At 65.0% G+C, this 17,288-nt stretch carries 13 protein-coding genes; 10 read left to right on the forward strand and 3 right to left on the reverse strand.

Features of this window, described 5'->3' with window-relative positions; genetic code table 11:
* The first annotated feature begins 192 nt into the window (after positions 1-192).
* On the forward strand, positions 193-1,293 hold the full coding sequence (locus AC07R1_RS07745) for a GGDEF domain-containing protein (protein ID WP_401400531.1): 1,101 nt from the start codon (positions 193-195) through the stop codon (positions 1,291-1,293).
* A 31-nt stretch (positions 1,294-1,324) separates the two neighbouring features.
* Here the strand turns inward: AC07R1_RS07745 and AC07R1_RS07750 are convergent, their stop codons facing one another.
* The 3 genes from AC07R1_RS07750 to AC07R1_RS07760 all read right to left on the reverse strand — a co-directional run bounded on the left by AC07R1_RS07750 (position 1,325) and on the right by AC07R1_RS07760 (position 4,578).
* Positions 1,325-2,887, reverse strand: a complete 1,563-nt coding sequence (locus AC07R1_RS07750) for a TerC family protein (RefSeq protein ID WP_011061874.1) — start codon at positions 2,885-2,887, stop codon at positions 1,325-1,327.
* A gap of 356 nt (positions 2,888-3,243) precedes the next feature.
* Positions 3,244-3,621, reverse strand: coding sequence for a VOC family protein (locus AC07R1_RS07755; protein ID WP_041118828.1), 378 nt, complete (start codon positions 3,619-3,621; stop codon positions 3,244-3,246).
* A gap of 75 nt (positions 3,622-3,696) precedes the next feature.
* Positions 3,697-4,578, reverse strand: coding sequence for a LysR family transcriptional regulator (locus tag AC07R1_RS07760; protein WP_011061876.1), 882 nt, complete (start codon positions 4,576-4,578; stop codon positions 3,697-3,699).
* Between the two features lie 104 nt (positions 4,579-4,682).
* On the opposite strand from AC07R1_RS07760, the gene AC07R1_RS07765 reads away from it, so the two are divergent.
* The 9 genes from AC07R1_RS07765 (at position 4,683) to AC07R1_RS07805 (ending at position 17,266) form a co-directional block, all read left to right on the forward strand.
* Positions 4,683-5,180, forward strand: a complete 498-nt coding sequence (locus AC07R1_RS07765; RefSeq protein WP_495110376.1) for a GlcG/HbpS family heme-binding protein — start codon at positions 4,683-4,685, stop codon at positions 5,178-5,180.
* The gene (locus AC07R1_RS07770; RefSeq protein WP_495110377.1) at positions 5,177-6,718 is read left to right on the forward strand and encodes an MFS transporter; all 1,542 of its coding nucleotides are present in this window, start codon (positions 5,177-5,179) and stop codon (positions 6,716-6,718) included. Before AC07R1_RS07765 ends, AC07R1_RS07770 begins: the two co-directional genes overlap by 4 nt.
* A 152-nt stretch (positions 6,719-6,870) precedes the next feature.
* Positions 6,871-7,935: an NAD(P)/FAD-dependent oxidoreductase gene (locus AC07R1_RS07775; RefSeq protein ID WP_236204239.1), complete on the forward strand. Its 1,065-nt coding sequence runs from the start codon at positions 6,871-6,873 to the stop codon at positions 7,933-7,935.
* Between the two features lie 118 nt (positions 7,936-8,053).
* On the forward strand, positions 8,054-9,799 hold the full coding sequence (gene poxB / locus AC07R1_RS07780; protein WP_194238029.1) for a ubiquinone-dependent pyruvate dehydrogenase: 1,746 nt from the start codon (positions 8,054-8,056) through the stop codon (positions 9,797-9,799).
* Between the two features lie 516 nt (positions 9,800-10,315).
* The gene (gene prnA, locus AC07R1_RS07785; protein WP_495110378.1) at positions 10,316-11,929 is read left to right on the forward strand and encodes a tryptophan 7-halogenase PrnA; all 1,614 of its coding nucleotides are present in this window, start codon (positions 10,316-10,318) and stop codon (positions 11,927-11,929) included.
* Positions 11,929-13,014: a monodechloroaminopyrrolnitrin synthase PrnB gene (prnB, locus tag AC07R1_RS07790; protein WP_495110379.1), complete on the forward strand. Its 1,086-nt coding sequence runs from the start codon at positions 11,929-11,931 to the stop codon at positions 13,012-13,014. The genes prnA and prnB overlap by 1 nt, the downstream gene beginning before the upstream one ends.
* Positions 13,015-13,056: 42 nt before the next feature.
* Complete coding sequence (gene prnC, locus AC07R1_RS07795) at positions 13,057-14,760, forward strand: monodechloroaminopyrrolnitrin halogenase PrnC (protein ID WP_093403925.1); 1,704 nt, start codon at positions 13,057-13,059, stop codon at positions 14,758-14,760.
* Between the two features lie 24 nt (positions 14,761-14,784).
* Positions 14,785-15,876: an aminopyrrolnitrin oxygenase PrnD gene (gene prnD, locus AC07R1_RS07800; protein ID WP_495110380.1), complete on the forward strand. Its 1,092-nt coding sequence runs from the start codon at positions 14,785-14,787 to the stop codon at positions 15,874-15,876.
* A gap of 154 nt (positions 15,877-16,030) precedes the next feature.
* Entirely contained in the window at positions 16,031-17,266 is a 1,236-nt protein-coding gene (locus tag AC07R1_RS07805) for a cation:proton antiporter (protein WP_019094363.1), read from the forward strand.
* Positions 17,267-17,288: the final 22 nt, after the last annotated feature.

Below are 17,288 nucleotides of genomic sequence, written 5' to 3' on the forward strand. Positions count from 1 at the left end.
TATGGCTCCACACCTTGTGCGAGAACTGGAAGCTACCGGTCACTGGCAGGTACCTGCCGATTGAACTGGACGACCTACACTTTCAAGCAGCGGATCGTCGCGCCCCCTCCAACCCCGGCGCGGTGTTCTCCCTGCGCTATCGCCCCTGGGGCAAGCCGCTGCTGGATCATCAGCTCACATCCAAGGCCCGCGATGTTCAGAACCCTTGAAGAACAAGTGCTCAAACAGGCCGCTCCGGCGGCCTTGAAGCTTGAATTCGCGCAACATGATTTCGAACGCCTGCGCAGCTTCTGCGTCCTGATCTACACCGCCAGCATCCTGATCTGGCTGATCTTCGACCTGATCGTCAGCTTTCCCGGGCAGCAGGGCTTCACCGCCTATTCGATGGTCTTTCTGAGCATTCTGTCCTTCACCACCATCATCCTCGGCTTCACCCGCCAGGACCGGCACTTCCAGTGGGTCAACCTGCTGTTCGTGCTGACCATCACCATCGGCGTGCGCCTGGTGATCGAGGGGCTGCCCATCGACCAGCGCCCGGTCTGGCTGATTCTCGGGGCGTCGAGCATGCTCTACGGCGCCTCGGTGATGCCTCTGCGACGCTGGTCGTTCGTCAGCGCCATCTTCATCACCTGGCTGGTGCTCAATCCGTTCTGGCGCACCAGCACCACCCTGCAGGAACTCAAGGGGCTGCTGGTGCTGGTGTACGCATTGTTCCTCAGCGCATTGACCCTCTACAGCTTCATCACCCTGCGCCAGGCCCGGCTGCACAACTACATCATGTCCAAGTTGCTGCTGGACCAGGCCTACCTCGACACCCTCACCGAGATCCCCAACCGCCGCTCGTTCATGGCCCGCGCCGGCCAGCGCCTGCAGGCTCTGCCCCGGGAGCACGACCATTACCTGGCGATGGTCGACATCGACAACTTCAAGAAGGTCAACGATATGCACGGGCATGACATCGGCGACGAAGTGCTCAAGCGCATCGCCGCCGATATCAAGGGAGTGATGAGGGATTTCGACTATGCCCGCCTGGGCGGCGAGGAGTTCGCCATCTACCTGGCCGACGTGCCCCGCGCGGATGTGGAGGCGCTGGCCGCGCGGCTGTGCCAGGTGGTGCGCGACCAGCCGACCCGGCACCCAGTGACCATCAGCATGGGCCTGGCCCGGGTCGAGCCTGGCGAAACCCTGAACCAGGCCCTGATCAAGGCCGACCAGGCGCTGTACGAATCCAAGCACGGCGGCAAGGATCGCTACACCTTCCATCCAGCCGCCAGGCCCGCACCACCCGCGTAGGAGCTGGCTTGCCAGCGAAGAGGCCCCAGTGTCAGTCCACGCTCCTGCGCGACAGCAGCACCTGGGTTACCCGGCGCTCTTCCACTGCCCTGACCTGCAGGCTCCAGCCCGCCCACTCCACCCTATCGCCCTTGACCGGCAGGCGGTCCAGCAGGCTCATCACCAGACCGGCCAGGGTCTGGTAGTCCTCGGTGGGTTCAGCGCCGAAGCCGGTCCGCTGGCGTACCTGAGGCAGGTTCAGCGCACCATTGACCAGGAACCCGCCCTCTTCTTCGATCACATCCGGGCCTTCGATCTCGCTGGCATCCGGCAGCTCGCCGGCAATGGATTCGAGAATGTCGGTCATGGTCAGGATGCCCATGAAGTCACCGAATTCGTTGATCACAAAGGCAATGTGAGTGGACGCCTGGCGCATCTGTTCCAGGGCGTTGAGGATCGAAAAGCTGTCCAGCAGGTTGATGGTCTTGCGCGCCAGATGCTCAAGGTTCGGCTCGCTGCCCGCCAGGTACTCCTTGAGCAGTTCCTTCTTGTGCACGAAGCCCAAAGGCTCATCCACCGCGCCATCGCGAATCAGCGGCAGGCGCGAGTACGAAGAATGCATCAGCTTGGTACGAATACTCTCCGGGCTGTCCGTAAGGTCGATGCAGTCGACCTCGGCACGCACCGTCATCAGGCTGCGGATCGGCCGCTCCGCCAGTTGCAGCACACCACTGATCATCACCCGCTCACGGCGGTCGAACAGCTCGCTGCTGGGGGCCTCATCAGTTTCCAGCAAGTCGGCAATTTCCTCGCCCACTTCTTCCGCCGCCAGCCTGCGCCCACCCAGCAGGCGCATCACCGCATAGGCCGTGCGCTCGCGCATCGGCCGCAGGCCCTGCATGGATTTCTTGCGCCGGGCCCGGGCGATCTGGTTGAACACCTCGATCAGGATCGAGAAGCCGATGGCCGCATACAGGTAACCCTTGGGAATATGGAAACCCAAGCCTTCGGCGGTCAGGCTGAAGCCGATCATCATCAAGAAGCCCAGGCACAGCATGATCACCGTCGGGTGCGCGTTGACAAAGCGGGTCAGCGGCTTGCTGGCGACGATCATCACGCCGATGGACACCACCACCGCGATCATCATCACCGACAGGTGCTCGACCATGCCCACCGCGGTGATCACCGCGTCCAGGGAGAACACCGCATCGAGCACCACGATCTGCGCCACGATCGGCCAGAACAAGGCGTAAGTGGTACTGCCGGCGCGCTGGCTGACATGGCCCTCCAGGCGTTCATGCAACTCCATGGTGGCCTTGAATAGCAGGAACACACCACCGAACAGCATGATCAGGTCACGCCCCGAGAAGCTGTGCTCGAAGACCTCGAACAGCGGCTGGGTCAGGGTCACCATCCACGAGATGCTGGCCAGCAGGCCCAGGCGCATCAACAACGCCAGGGACAGGCCGATGATCCGCGCACGGTCGCGCTGCTCGGGCGGCAGCTTGTCCGCGAGGATGGCGATAAACACCAGGTTGTCGATGCCCAGCACCAGCTCCAGGACGATCAGGGTCAAAAGGCCAAGCCAGGCCGTGGGGTCTGCGATCCATTCCATAACGACGACTCAAGTGCTCCGGAAAATTCAAACGGCCAGGCGCGACGCAGCGCCAAGGTGCAGGGGCTGCAAAACCTCGGGTACGGGCGGATAAAGGCAGGAAGTGGCAAGTGCCAGGCAAGTGCAACCGGGAGAATGGCTGCCTGAGCGTCTGGGGCTCAGGGCCGCCGGATGGCGCGAGAAGTCATGGGGCAAAGCGAGGAAAGAGCGCCGACTGGGGGGCTCCGAGAGCGTGTTCATGCAAGTCCTGAAGGAAAAAACGGACTTGGAGATTACAGGGAGGGCAAGCCGATTCCCCAGCGGGAAATCATTACAAGATTTTATCCGGCCCGCGTCTCTGACGCAGGCCGGCACCGCTACAACTGCTCGGAAATCTCGATCAGGTTCAGGTCCGGGTCCCGCAGGTACACCGAACGGATCGGGCCGGTGGCGCCGGTGCGCGGCACCGGCCCTTCGATGATCGGCCAGTTGGCCTGTTGCAGATGGGCAATCACCTGGTCCAGGGGCACGCTGGCGATGAAGCACAAATCCAGCGCCCCCGGCACCGGCAGGTGGGCCTTGGGTTCGAACTCCTGGCCGCGCACATGCAGGTTGATCTTCTGGTTGCCGTACTTGAAGGCCTTGCGCCCGCCGGCAAAGGTTTCCAGTTGCATGCCCAGCACCCGGACGTAGAAATCCTCGGCGGCAATCGGGTCGATGGTGGTCAGTACCAGGTGGTCAAGGTGGTCGATCATCGAAGACGCAGCTCCTGAAGCGAAAGGAATGGCCCGGGGATTATGCGACCCGGGCCGTCGCTTGAACATGCCCCATCAGGCTTTGCCGCGGTACTCGCGCCGTACCTGCTCGATGTAGCGCACCACCGCCGGTGCCTGCTCGAAACGCCGGTGGATCAGCGACAGCCAGGACGTCGCCGAGCTGCCGCCAATCGGCCGGTACAGCACATGGGGCAGGCTGATGTGGCCCACCACCGACTCCGGCACCACTGCCACGCCCTGCCCCAGGGACACCAGGGCCAGTACCGCCACCAGGCCGCCGGGCTGGGGGCCCAGCTTGGGGGCGTAGGCACCCTGGGCCGCCACCTGCAAGGTGCCGCTGATCTGCTCCGGAAGAATGAAGGTTTCATTGAGCAGGTGTTCGGAGGCGATCTGCGGCAGGCGGCACAGCCAGGATTCGTCGGACAGCGCCAGGACAAAGCCCTCGGCGTCCAGGCGAATGGCCTCGACCCCTTCCGGCAATGTCATGGGCGAGCGAATGTAGCCCACGTCCAGGCGACCATCGGCAATCCGCGCCGGCAGCGTCGCCATCGGGCACTCCCGCACGTTGAGGCTGACGTCCGGGCAGTCGCGGCCAAAGCCCTGCACCTGTTTCTGCAACAGCCCGCAATACACCGCCGAGGCCACATAGCCCAGTTCGATATGGCCGATCTCGCCGCGCCCGGCACGCTGGGCATTGCGCTGGGCAAACTCGAACTGGCGCACCGTGGCCTCGGCTTCCAGCAGCAGGGTGGCGCCGGCCTCGGTCAGGCTGACCTCGCGTTGCTGGCGCAGGAACAGCCGGGTGCCAAGGGTGTTCTCCATGTCCTGGATCTGCCGGCTCAGGGTAGGCGGGGCAATCCCCAATTGCTCAGCGGCGCGGGTGAAATTGCGCTGCCGGGCCACCGCCAGGAAGTAGCGAAAGTGACGAATTTCCATAATGGGCATTAGCTCAAAGGTAATGAACTGGTCGCCAGCAGCTAACAAAGACCGCGAAAGGCCGGGATAAGCTGAGCGAACCTTCACAGTAGAGAGCCTCTGCCATGCGCGTCAAACCCCTGCTTCTGGCAATGATCACCTGCTGCGTGCTGCAGACTGCGGCCGCCGAGGACAGCCGCCCCGTCGTTGCCCACAAGGCAATCCTTACCCTGGACAACGCCCAGCGCCTGCTCAGGGCCGCCCAGCAAACCGCCCAGGCCAAGGGCTGGCCCTGCGCCGTGGCAATCGTCGACGACGGCGGCTGGCCGATACTCGGCGCGCGCATGGACGGCGCCCCAGTGGTGGCCGGAGTCGAGCTGGCCCAGGGCAAGGCACGCACCTCGGCGCTGTTCAAGCGGCCCTCCGGGGATCTGGAAAACGCCGTCAATGGCGGCCGCCCCGCCGCCCTCAGCGCCGGCCTGGTGATGATGAAAGGCGCCCAGCCGATCATCGTCGACGGCCAGGTGATCGGCGCCATCGGGGTCAGTGCCGACACCCCGGCCCACGACGATGAAATCGCCCTGGCCGCCCTCGCCACCCTCAGTCGGCAGGCCACGCAATGAACCGCTCCGTCAACCCGCGCCTGACCCTGCTCACTGCATCCGGGGTCTGTTCGCTGATCGTTCTGGACACCAACATCGTCGCCGTGGCGCTGCCGAGCATCGCCCGTGACCTGGGGGCCAACTTCGCCGATATCGAGTGGGTGGTCAGCGCCTACATGCTGGCCTTCGCCGCCCTGCTGCTGCCCGCCGGCAGCCTGGCCGACCGCTTCGGCCGCAAGCGCACCCTGCTCTGCGGCCTGGGCCTGTTCATCCTCGCCTCCCTGGGCTGCGGCGCGGCGCCCAACGCCCTGCTGCTGGACATCGCCCGGGCGCTCAAGGGGGTGGGCGCGGCGCTGCTGCTGACCTCGGCCCTGGCCTCCATCGGCCATACCTTCCACGACGAAGTGGAACGGGCCAAGGCCTGGGCCTTCTGGGGCGCCTGCATGGGCATGGCCATGACTGCCGCGCCCACGGTCGGCGGGCTGATCACCGAGTACTTCGGCTGGCGCTGGATCTTCTACTTCAACCTGCCGGTGGGTGCGTTGCTGCTGTGGAGTGTGCTGCGCAACGTGCCGGAATCCCGGGATACCCAGGCGGCGCGCCTCGACCCCTGGGGCAGCCTGGCCTTCAGCGCCAGCCTGCTGTGCCTGATCTGGGGCTTGATCGAGGCCAACCGCATCGGCTGGAGCCACCCGGCCACCACCACCCGCCTGCTGGCAGGCGTGGCGCTGCTGGGGTTGTTCGTGCTGATCGAGCGGCTGCAAAGCCGGCCCATGGTGGACCTGCAACTGTTCCGCCACCCGCGCTTCATCGGCGCCCTGCTGGGCATGTTCGCCTACGCCGGCTGTGCCCAGGTGATGATGACGCTGCTGCCCTTCTACCTGCAGAACGGCCTGGGCTTCTCGGCCATCGCCTCGGGCCTGGGCATGCTGCCCTTCGCCCTGACCATGCTCATCTGCCCGCGGGTCGGCGCACGCCTGGCCGGGCGCTATGCGCCGGCCACGCTGATGGCCGCAGGGCTGACCCTGGTGGGCTGCGGCAACCTGCTCGGCGCCTGGGCGGTACACGCCGGGGGCTACCTGAACTTCGCCCTGGCAATCGCCGTGACCGGCGCCGGGGCCGGCTTGCTCAATGGCGACACGCAGAAAAACATCATGGCCTGCGTGCCCCGGGAGCGCACCGGCATGGCCTCGGGCATGAGCACCACCATGCGCTTTAGCGCCATCATGCTGGCCATAGGGGTGTTCGGTGCGCTGCTGGCCAGCCATACCCAGCAGCTCTTGCAGGGCAGCCTGCACGCCGTGCCCGGGCACTGGCTGGAGCAGGCACCGGAGATTGCCTCACGGGTGGTGGCCGGGGACATGCAGGGCGCGATGGCCGGGTTACCGACCGATGCCCAGGCCCTGGTCGAGCCCCTGGCCCGGCAGGCCTTTGTCAGTGGTTTCGGCCTGGTGCTGACGGTGGCCGGGATGCTCGCCCTGCTCGGCGCCATGGTGGTGGGCCGGCTGATGCGCAATCCACTGCCCCAGGCGTCGGGGCTGACGCTGAAGCTGCAATAGCCCAGGCACTGCACAAACCGCTGCCGCGCCTGCGGCAGCGGTCCTGGCCCGCCCGCTTGCAATTTCACAACACTCGTTCAATTGCTGGGGCAATCCGCCACGGTTAAGGTGCGCCCTTCGCAACGCCCCATTGAATGGATAACGAGGTGAGCGTGAAGCCTTCAAGCGTGATCGTGGTGGGCGCCGGGATTGTCGGCGCCGCCATTGCCTACCACCTGGCCCGCCAGGGCGCGCAGGTGACCGTGCTGGAACAGGACAGCCCGGGCTCGGGCGTCACCCGCCACTCCTTTGCCTGGATCAACCCCCACGGCGAGTTCCCGGCAGCCGCCCGCGCCCTGCGGGCCCAGGCGCTGGCAGACTACCGCCGCCTGCAGCACGAACTGCCGGCCTTGCAGATCCGTTGGTCCGGCGCGCTGACCTACGGCGCGGCCGACCAGCAAGCGCCAGATACCGACGAGCCAACCGCCGAGGCCTCGACCCGGTGGCTGGACCGGGCCGGCGTTGCCCAACTGGAACCCCACCTGCAAGTGCTGCCGGAGCGTGCCCGCTATGCATCCGGCGAAGGCAGCCTGGACCCGGTGGCCGCCACCCGCACCCTGCTCGATGCGGCCTGCACCCACGGCGCCCGGGTGTTCGACCAGACCCGGGTACTTGGCTTGCGGGTCGAAGGCCAGCGGGTACTCGGGGTAAACACCGCCGCAGGGCTCCACCGTGCCGACCAGGTGCTGCTCGCCAGCGGCTGCGCCACCCCGGCCCTGCTCGCGCCCCTGGGTATCCAATTGCCGGTGCAGGCCTCGCCGTCGATCCTGATCCGCGTCAATGCGCCACCGGGCCTGGTCAAGACCCTGGTCTCCAACAGCCAGCTGGAAATCCGCGAAGCGGCGGACGGCAGCCTGCTGCTGGCCGAGGACTATATCGATGCCCAGGGTCCACTGGGGCCCGAGGCCATCGCGCAACAGGCCCTGGCCAGCATCCGCCAGCTGTTCCGTGGCGCCCAGGCCATCACCTTGCGCAGCGTGGAAGTCGGCCTGCGGCCGATGCCCGGGGACCAACTGCCGATCATCGGCCCCAGCACCCGCTACCAGGGCCTGTACCTGGCGGTGATGCACGCCGGAGTGACCCTGGCCCCCACGGTGGCGCGCCTGATCAGCCAGGAACTGCTGCACGGGCAAACCTGCGCCGAACTGGCCGCCTGCCGACCGGCACGCTTCGCCTGAACACCAGCCCCTGTCGCCACACCGCGGCAGGGCCTGCAAGATTTCACGGAATCATCCGCACTCGCCTGTTGTCCTCTTTTGATTGCACGACTTCTTAAGCGGACCGCAGGAGCTCTTCATGGCGAACATCACCATCGCCCAGCAACTGGCAACCACCCTTGAACAGGCCGGGGTCAAGCGTATCTGGGGGCTGACCGGCGACAGCCTCAACGGCCTCACCGACGCTCTGCACAGCATGCAGACCATCGAGTGGATGCATGTGCGCCACGAAGAGGTGGCCGCCTTTGCCGCCGGCGCCGAAGCCGCCGCCACGGGGCAACTGGCGGTGTGCGCCGGCAGCTGCGGGCCGGGCAACCTGCACCTGATCAATGGCCTGTTCGACTGTCACCGCAACCATGTGCCGGTACTGGCCATCGCCGCACAGATCCCCTCCTCGGAGATCGGCCTCGACTATTTTCAGGAAACCCACCCTCAGGAGCTGTTCAAGGAGTGCAGCCACTTCGTCGAACTGGTGAGCAACCCGGCGCAGATGCCCGAGGTGCTGCACCGGGCCATGCGCAGCGCGATCCTCAACCGCGGCGTGGCGGTGGTGGTGATCCCCGGCGACGTGGCCCTGCAACAGGTGCCCGCCGCCAGCAAGCCATGGCCGGCCCTGCACGCACCGCGCACCCTGCCCGCCCCCCACGACCTGGACAAGCTGGTGGAACTGCTGAGCCAGAGCAAGGCCGTGACCCTGCTCTGCGGCAGTGGCTGCGCCGGCGCCCACGATCAGGTGGTGGCCCTGGCCGACGCCCTCGGCGCACCGGTGGTGCATGCCTTGCGCGGCAAAGAGCATGTGGAATGGGACAACCCCTTCGACGTCGGCATGACCGGCCTGATCGGCTTCAGCTCCGGCTACCACGCCATGCTCAACTGCGACACCCTGGTGATGCTCGGCACCGACTTTCCCTATCGCCAGTTCTACCCCAGCGACGCCTGCGTCATACAGATCGACCGCAACCCCCAGGCCCTGGGCCGGCGAGTGCCGCTGGACCTGGGGATCGCCGCCGACGTCGGCGAAACCCTCGCCGCACTGCTGCCGCGCCTGCCCTATAAGGGCGACCGCCGCTTTCTCGAAGAATCCCTCAAGCACTACGCCAAGGCGCGCCAGGGCCTGGACGACCTGGCCCAGCCCTCGCCCGCTGGCCGGCCGATCCACCCGCAGTACCTGACCCGGCTGCTCAGCGAACTGGCAGACGAAGACGCCATCTTCACTGCCGACGTCGGCACCCCCACGGTGTGGGCCGCGCGCTACCTGAAAATGAACGGCCAGCGGCGCCTGCTGGGCTCTTTCAACCACGGCTCCATGGCCAACGCCATGCCCCAGGCCATGGGCGCCCAGGCCGCCTTTCCCCAGCGCCAGGTGATCTCGCTGTCCGGCGATGGCGGCTTCAGCATGCTGATGGGCGACTTCATCTCCCTGGCCCAGCTCAAGCTGCCGGTGAAGATCGTGGTCTACGACAACGCCTCCCTGGGTTTTGTCGCCATGGAAATGAAATCCGCCGGCTACCTGGACACCGGCACCGACCTGCACAACCCGGACTTTGCCGCCATGGCCAACGCCATGGGCATTCTCGGCCTGCGGGTGGAAAACTCCGAAGAACTGGAAGGCGCCCTGCGCACCGCCCTGGCCCATGACGGCCCGGTGCTGGTGGACGTGGTCACCGCCACCCAGGAACTGGCCATGCCGCCGGCCATCAAGCTGGAACAGGCCAAGGGCTTCAGCCTGTACATGCTCAAGGCGGTGATGAGCGGGCGTGGCGACGAGGTGATCGAACTGGCCAGGACCAATTGGCTCAAGGACAGTTGGTTCAAGATCACCTAGAAAGGCTCTACCCCCGGGCATGCCATCGCAGCCTCTAATGCACCCACATTAGAGGCCTGTGTCCATGAAAAGGGTGGCAGTAGCATCCATCGAGGGTGGCGTTGGGAAAACCACCTCCCCAGGCCTCGCTTCTCATCCATCAAGACGTTTCGACTGCACGCCAACGGATTGGCCGTAAGCACAAGCGGGACAAGAAAACCGTCGCGTTCCTTCAGTGATCCGATCATTTTTGAGCGGCTCGCCTCTTTCAAGATCGGCAGCGGATGAAGGCATGCCCAAACTTCAGCCCCCCCTCAGCGGCCGACTGATCAGGCGCAAAAAACCTACGCAATATTTTCCTTTAGACCAAATGCCTTTGCTTTTTTGAATGCTAATTCGGAAACGGAAGGTGCATCGCTTTTCCGGCAGGCTAGAGTCTAAATCCGACAAGCACATTGATGTGCCTCTTGCACGGATGCACAGAGACTGGCGGCCTTCCCCTCCTCACAGACAGCCCGCCTCGAAACAGGGAGTGTTATGAACAAGCCGATCAAGAATATCGTCATCGTGGGCGGCGGCACCGCGGGCTGGATGGCCGCTTCGTACCTCGTCCGGGCGCTCCAACAGCAGGTAAACATCACGCTCATCGAGTCTGCGGCGATCCCCCGGATCGGCGTGGGCGAGGCGACCATCCCGAGTTTGCAGAAGGTGTTCTTCGACTTCCTCGGGATACCGGAGCGGGAGTGGATGCCCCAAGTGAACGGCGCCTTCAAGGCCGCGATCAAGTTCGTGAACTGGAGAAAATCTCCCGACCCATCGCGCGAAGATTACTTCTACCATTTGTTCGGCAGCGTGCCGAACTGCGACGGCGTGCCACTTACCCACTACTGGCTGCGCAAGCGCGAACAGGGCTTCCAGCAACCGATGGCGTACGCGTGCTACCCGCAGCCCGGGGCCCTCGACGGCAAGCTGGCACCCTGCCTGGCCGACGGCACCCGCCAGATGTCCCACGCGTGGCACTTCGACGCGCACCTGGTGGCCGACTTCTTGAAGCGCTGGGCCGTCGAGCGCGGGGTGAATCGCGTGGTCGACGAGGTCGTGGAGGTTCAACTGAACGACCGCGGCTACATCTCCACCCTGTTAACCAAGGAAGGGCGGACGCTGGAGGCGGACCTGTTCATCGACTGCTCCGGCATGCGAGGGCTCCTGATCAATCAGGCCCTGAAGGAACCCTTCATCGACATGTCCGACTACCTGCTGTGCGACAGCGCGGTCGCCAGCGCCGTGCCCAACGACGACGCGCGCGAGGGGGTCGAGCCGTACACCTCCGCGATTGCCATGAACTCGGGATGGACCTGGAAGATTCCGATGCTGGGCCGGTTCGGCAGCGGCTACGTCTTCTCGAGCAAGTTCACCTCGCGCGACCAGGCCACCGCCGACTTCCTCAAACTCTGGGGCCTCTCGGACAATCAGCAGCTCAACCAGATCAAGTTCCGGGTCGGGCGCAACAAGCGAGCGTGGGTCAACAACTGCGTCTCGATCGGGCTGTCGTCGTGCTTTCTGGAGCCCCTGGAATCGACGGGAATCTACTTCATCTACGCGGCGCTTTACCAACTCGTGAAGCACTTCCCCGACACCTCGTTCGACCCGCGGTTGCGCGACGCATTCAACGCCGAGATCGTCTACATGTTCGACGACTGCCGAGACTTCGTCCAGGCGCACTATTTCACTACATCGCGCGAAGACACGCCGTTCTGGCTCGCGAACCGGCACGAACTGCGGCTCTCGGACGCCATCCAGGAGAAGGTTGAGCGCTACAAGGCCGGGCTGCCGCTGACCACCACCTCGTTCGACGATTCCACGTACTACGAGACCTTCGACTACGAATTCAAGAACTTCTGGTTGAACGGCAACTACTACTGCATCTTTGCCGGCCTGGGCATGCTGCCCGACCGGTCGCTGCCGCTCCTGCAGCACCAACCGGAGTCGATCCAGAAGGCCGAAGCGATGTTCGCCAGCATCCGGCGCGAAGCCGAGCGCCTGCGCACGAGCCTGCCGACGAACTACGACTACCTGCGGTCACTGCGTGACGGCGCGCAGGTGTCGCGCAACCAGCACGGGCCGACGCTCGCGGCTCAGGAACGCCAGTAGTGGAACGCACCTTGAACCGGGTATCCGCATTCGCGGCCACACACGCTGCCGTGGCGGCCTGCGATCCACTACAGGCGCGCGCGCTGGTTCTGCAGCTGCCGGCCCTGAACCGTGACAAGGACGTGCCCGGCATCGTCGGCCTGCTGCGCGAATTCCTCCCGGTGCGCGGCGTGCCCTCCAGCTGGGGCTTCGTCGAAGCCGCCGCCGCGATGCGGGACATCGGTTTCGTCCTGGGGTCGCTCAAGCGGCACGGACATGAGCCCGTGGACCTGGTGCCCGGGCTTGAACGGGTGCTGCTCGACCTGGCACGGGTGACCGACTTGCCGCCGCGCGAGACACTCCTGCATGTGACGGTCTGGAACCCGGCGGCGGCCGATGCGCAGCGGAGCTACACCGGGCTGCCCGACGAAGCGCACCTGCTCGAGAGCGTGCGCATCTCGATGGCGGCCCTCGAGGCGGCCATCGCGTTGACCGTCGAGCTGTCCGATGTATCCCTGCGCTCGCCCGCGTTCGCACAAGGGTGCGATGAGCTGGAAGCCTACCTGCAGAAAATGGTCGAATCGATCGTCTACGCGTATCGCTTCATCTCGCCCCAGGTCTTCTACGATGAGCTGCGCCCCTTCTACGAACCGATTCGAGTCGGGGGCCAGAGCTACCTCGGCCCCGGTGCCGTAGAAATGCCCCTCTTCGTGCTGGAGCACGTCTTGTGGGGCTCGCAATCGGACGACCCAGCTTATCGAGAATTCAAAGAGACGTACCTGCCCTACGTGCTTCCCGCGTACAGGGCGGTCTACGCTCGGTTCGCCACAGAGCCGGCGCTCATCGACCGCGCGCTCGACGAGGCGCGAGCGGTGGGTACGCAGGGCGAGCACGTCCGGGCTGGGCTGACGGCCCTCGAGCGGGTCTTCAAGGTCCTGCTGCGCTTCCGGGCGCCTCACCTCAAATTGGCGGAGCGGGCATACGAAGCCGGGCGCAGCGGCCCCACAACCGGCAGCGGGGGCTACGCGCCCAGCATGCTCGGCGACCTACTCACGCTCACCCATGCCGCGCGGTCCCGCATCCGCGCCGCGCTCGATGAATCCTGATGCGCGCGACCCAGTGTTATCTCACAAGGAGAGTTTGCCCCCATGACTCAGAAGAGCCCCGCGAACGGACACGATAGCAACCACTTCGACGTAATCATCCTCGGTTCGGGCATGTCCGGTACCCAGATGGGGGCCATCCTGGCCAAACAACAGTTTCGCGTACTGATCATCGAGCAGTCGTCGCACCCGCGGTTCACGATCGGCGAATCGTCGATCCCCGAAACGTCTCTCATGAACCGCATCATCGCTGATCGCTACGACATTCCGGAGCTCGGCCACATCACCTCGTTCTACTCGACGCAGCGTTACGTTTCGTCGAGCACGGGCATCAAGCGCAACTTCGGCTTCGTGTTCCACAAACCTGGCCAGGAGCACGACCCGAAGGAGTTCACCCAGTGCGTCATTCCCGAGCTGCCGTGGGGGCCGGAGAGCCATTATTACCGGCAGGACGTCGACGCCTATCTGTTGCAAGCGGCCATCAAATATGGCTGCACGGTCCGCCAGAAGACGAGCGTGACCGAATATCACGCGGACAAGGACGGCGTCGCGGTGACCACCGCCGAGGGCGAACGGTTCACCGGCCGGTACATGATCGACTGCGGAGGACCCGGCGCGCCGCTGGCGACCAAGTTCGGGCTCCGCGAAGAGCCGTGTCGCTTCAAGACGCACTCGCGCAGCCTCTACACGCACATGCTCGGGGTCAAGCCGTTCGACGACATCTTCAAGGTCAAGGGGCAGCGCTGGCGCTGGCACGAAGGGACCTTGCACCACATGTTCACGGGCGGCTGGCTCTGGGTGATTCCGTTCAACAACCACCCGCGGTCGACCAATAACCTGGTGAGCGTCGGCCTGCAGCTCGACCCGCGTATCTACCCGAAAACCGACATTCCTGCGCAGCAGGAATTCGACGAGTTCCTCGCGCGGTTCCCGAGCATCGGCGCTCAGTTCCGGGACGCCGTGCCAGTGCGCGACTGGGTCAAGACCGACCGCCTGCAGTTCTCGTCGAACGCCTGCGTCGGCGACCGTTACTGCCTGATGCTGCACGCGAACGGGTTCATCGACCCGCTCTTCTCCCGGGGGCTCGAAAACACCGCGGTGACCATCCACGCGCTCGCGGCGCGCCTCATCAGGGCGCTACGCGACGACGACTTCTCCCCCGAGCGCTTCGAGTACATCGAGCGCCTGCAGCAAAAGCTTTTGGACCACAACGACGACTTCGTCAGCTGCTGCTACACGGCGTTCTCGGACTTCCGCCTATGGGACGCGTTCCACCGGCTGTGGGCGGTCGGCACTATCCTCGGGCAGTTCCGGCTGGTGCAAGCCCACGCGAGGTTTCGCGCGTCGCGCGACGAGGGCGACCTCGATCACCTCGACAACGACCCGCCGTACCTCGGGTACCTGTGCGCGGACATGGAGCAGTACTACCAGTTGTTCAACGACGCCAAAGCCGAGGTCGAGGCCGTGAGCGCCGGGCACAAGTCGGCCGAGGAGGCCGCGTTGCGGATTCACGCCCTCATCGACGAACGAGACTTCGCCAAGCCGATGTTCGGCTTCGGGTACTGCATCACCGGGGACAAGCCGCAGCTCAACAACTCGAAGTACAGCCTGATACCGGCGATGAAGCTGATGTACTGGACGCAAACCCGCGCGCCGGCAGAGGTGAAGAAGTACTTCGACTACAACCCGATGTTCGCGCTGCTCAAGGCGTACATCACCACCCGCATCGGCTTGGCTCTGAAGAAGTAGTCGGCCAAGGACGGCACACACGCGATGAACAACATTCAATTGGATCAAGCGAACGTCAAGAAGCATCCCCCGGGGGCGTACGACGCGACCACACGCGTGGCCGCGAGCTGGTACGTCGCGATGCGCTCGAACGGCCTCAGGGACAAGCCGAAGGAGTTGACGCTTTTTGGCCGTCCGTACGTGGCGTGGCGCGCAGCGACGGGGCAGGCCGTGGTGATGGACCGCCACTGCTCGCACCTGGGCGCGAACCTGGCTGACGGGCGGATCAAGGACGGGTGCATCCAGTGCCCGTTTCACCACTGGCGCTACGACGAGCAAGGCAAGTGCGTTCACATCCCCGGCCACAGCGAGGTGGTGCGCCAGCTGGAGCCGGTGCCACGCGCGGCGCGCCAGCCGACGTTGGTCACCACCGAGCGATACGGCTACGTGTGGGTCTGGTACGGCTCCCCGCAGCCGCTGCACCCGCTGCCCGAAATCACCGCAGCCGACGTCGACAACGGCGACTTCATGCACCTGCACTTCGCGTTCGAGACGACGACGGCGGTCTTGCGGATCGTCGAGAACTTCTACGACGCACAGCACGCAACCCCCGTGCACGCGCTCCCGATCTCGGCCTTCGAGCTCAAGCTCTTCGACGACTGGAGCCGGTGGCCGGAGGTTGAGTCGCTGGCCCGGGCGGGCGCGTGGTTCGGTGCCGGGATCGACTTCCACGTGAACCGCTACTTCGGCCCCCTCGGCATGCTGTCGCGCGCGCTCGGCCTGAACATGTCGCAGATGAACCTGCACTTCGATGGCTACCCCGGCGGGTGCATCATGACCGTTGCCCTGGACGCAGACGTCAAATACAAACTGCTCCAGTGTGTGACACCGGTGAGCGACGGCAAGAACATCATGCACATGCTCATCTCGATCAAGAAGGTGGGCGGCGTCCTGCGCCGTGCGACCGACTTCGTGCTGTTCGGGCTGCAGACCAGACAGGCAGCGGGGTACGACGTCAAAATCTGGAACGGGATGAAGCCCGACGGCGGCGGCGCGTACAGCAAGTACGACAAGCTCGTGCTCAAGTACCGTGCGTTCTACCGCGGCTGGGTCGACCGTGTCGCGAGTGAGCAGTAATGCGTGAGGCCGAGCCGGTAGCGGCCGCGTCGCGCTGCCCGGCGCTTGCGAACCTTTCGAGCTGCGTCACGGAGATCACGGCGTACGGCGCGGCGGGCCCGCTTGGGCTCGCGGCCACCCGCTTGGTGTCGGTGTCGCTCTTTGCGAGGTATTCATGACCATCTGGCTGTTGCAACTCGTGCTGGTGATCGCGCTCTGCAACCTCTGCGGCCGCCTTGCCGAACGGCTCGGCCAGTGCGCGGTGGTCGGCGAGATCGCGGCCGGCCTGCTGTTGGGGCCTTCGCTGTTCGGCGTGATCGCACCGAGTTTCTACGACCTGTTGTTCGGCCCACGTACGCTGTCAGCCATGGCGCAAGTCGGCGAAGTCGGCCTGATACTGCTGATGTTTCAGATCGGTCTGCATATGGAGTTGAGCGAGACGCTGCGCGGCAAGCGCTGGCGCATACCTGTCGCGATCGCGGCGGGCGGGCTCATCGCGCCGGCCGCGATCGGCATGATCGTCGCCATCGTCTCGAAAGATACGCTCGCCAGCGACGTGCCGGCGCTGCCCTACATACTCTTTTGCGGTGTCGCACTTGCGGTATCAGCGGTGCCGGTGATGGCGCGCATCATCGACGACCTGGCGCTCGGCGCCATGGTCGGCGCACGGCACGCAATGTCTGCCGCGATGCTGACGGATGCGCTCGGCTGGATGCTGCTGGCAACGATTGCCTCGCTATCGAGCGGGCCTGGATGGGCATTTGCGCACATGCTCGTCAGCCTGCTCGTGTACCTGGTGCTATGCGCGCTCCTGGTGCGCTTCGTGGTGCGACCGGTGCTTGCGCGGCTCGCCTCGACTGCGCATGCGACGCGCGACCGCTTGGCCGTGTTGCTCTGCTTTGTAATAGCCTCGGCACTCGCGACGTCGCTGATCGGATTCCATAGTGCATTTGGCGCACTTGCGGCGGCGCTATTCGTGCGGCGCGTGCCCGGCGTCGCGAAGGAGTGGCGCGATAACGTCGAAGGTTTCGTCAAGCTTGTACTGATGCCGGTGTTCTTCGCGTGTGCGGGGCTGCATGCGTCGGTCGGCACGATAGACGACGCGGCATCCTGGATGTGGTGCGGGGTATTCCTCGTGGGCGGATTCATCGGCAAGTTCGGCGGCAGCTATCTGGGCGCGCGTGGCACTGGGCTGGCGCCGCACGATGCGATGCTGGTGAGCTCGTTGATGAATACGCGCGGGCTGATGGAGCTAATCGTCCTGTCAATCGGCCTGCAGATGCAGATTCTTCCGCCAAAGGTCTACACGATCCTCGTGGTGTTCGCGCTGGTGACGACGGCGCTGACCGCACCGCTGGTTCGATTCACGCTGCGCATGCAAACACGCGCAATGAGCCAACAGGCCGCCTGAGCCAGCTTGAGGGGAGAGCTCA

This window comes from Pseudomonas sp. GW821-FHT07F01 (assembly GCF_059418825.1).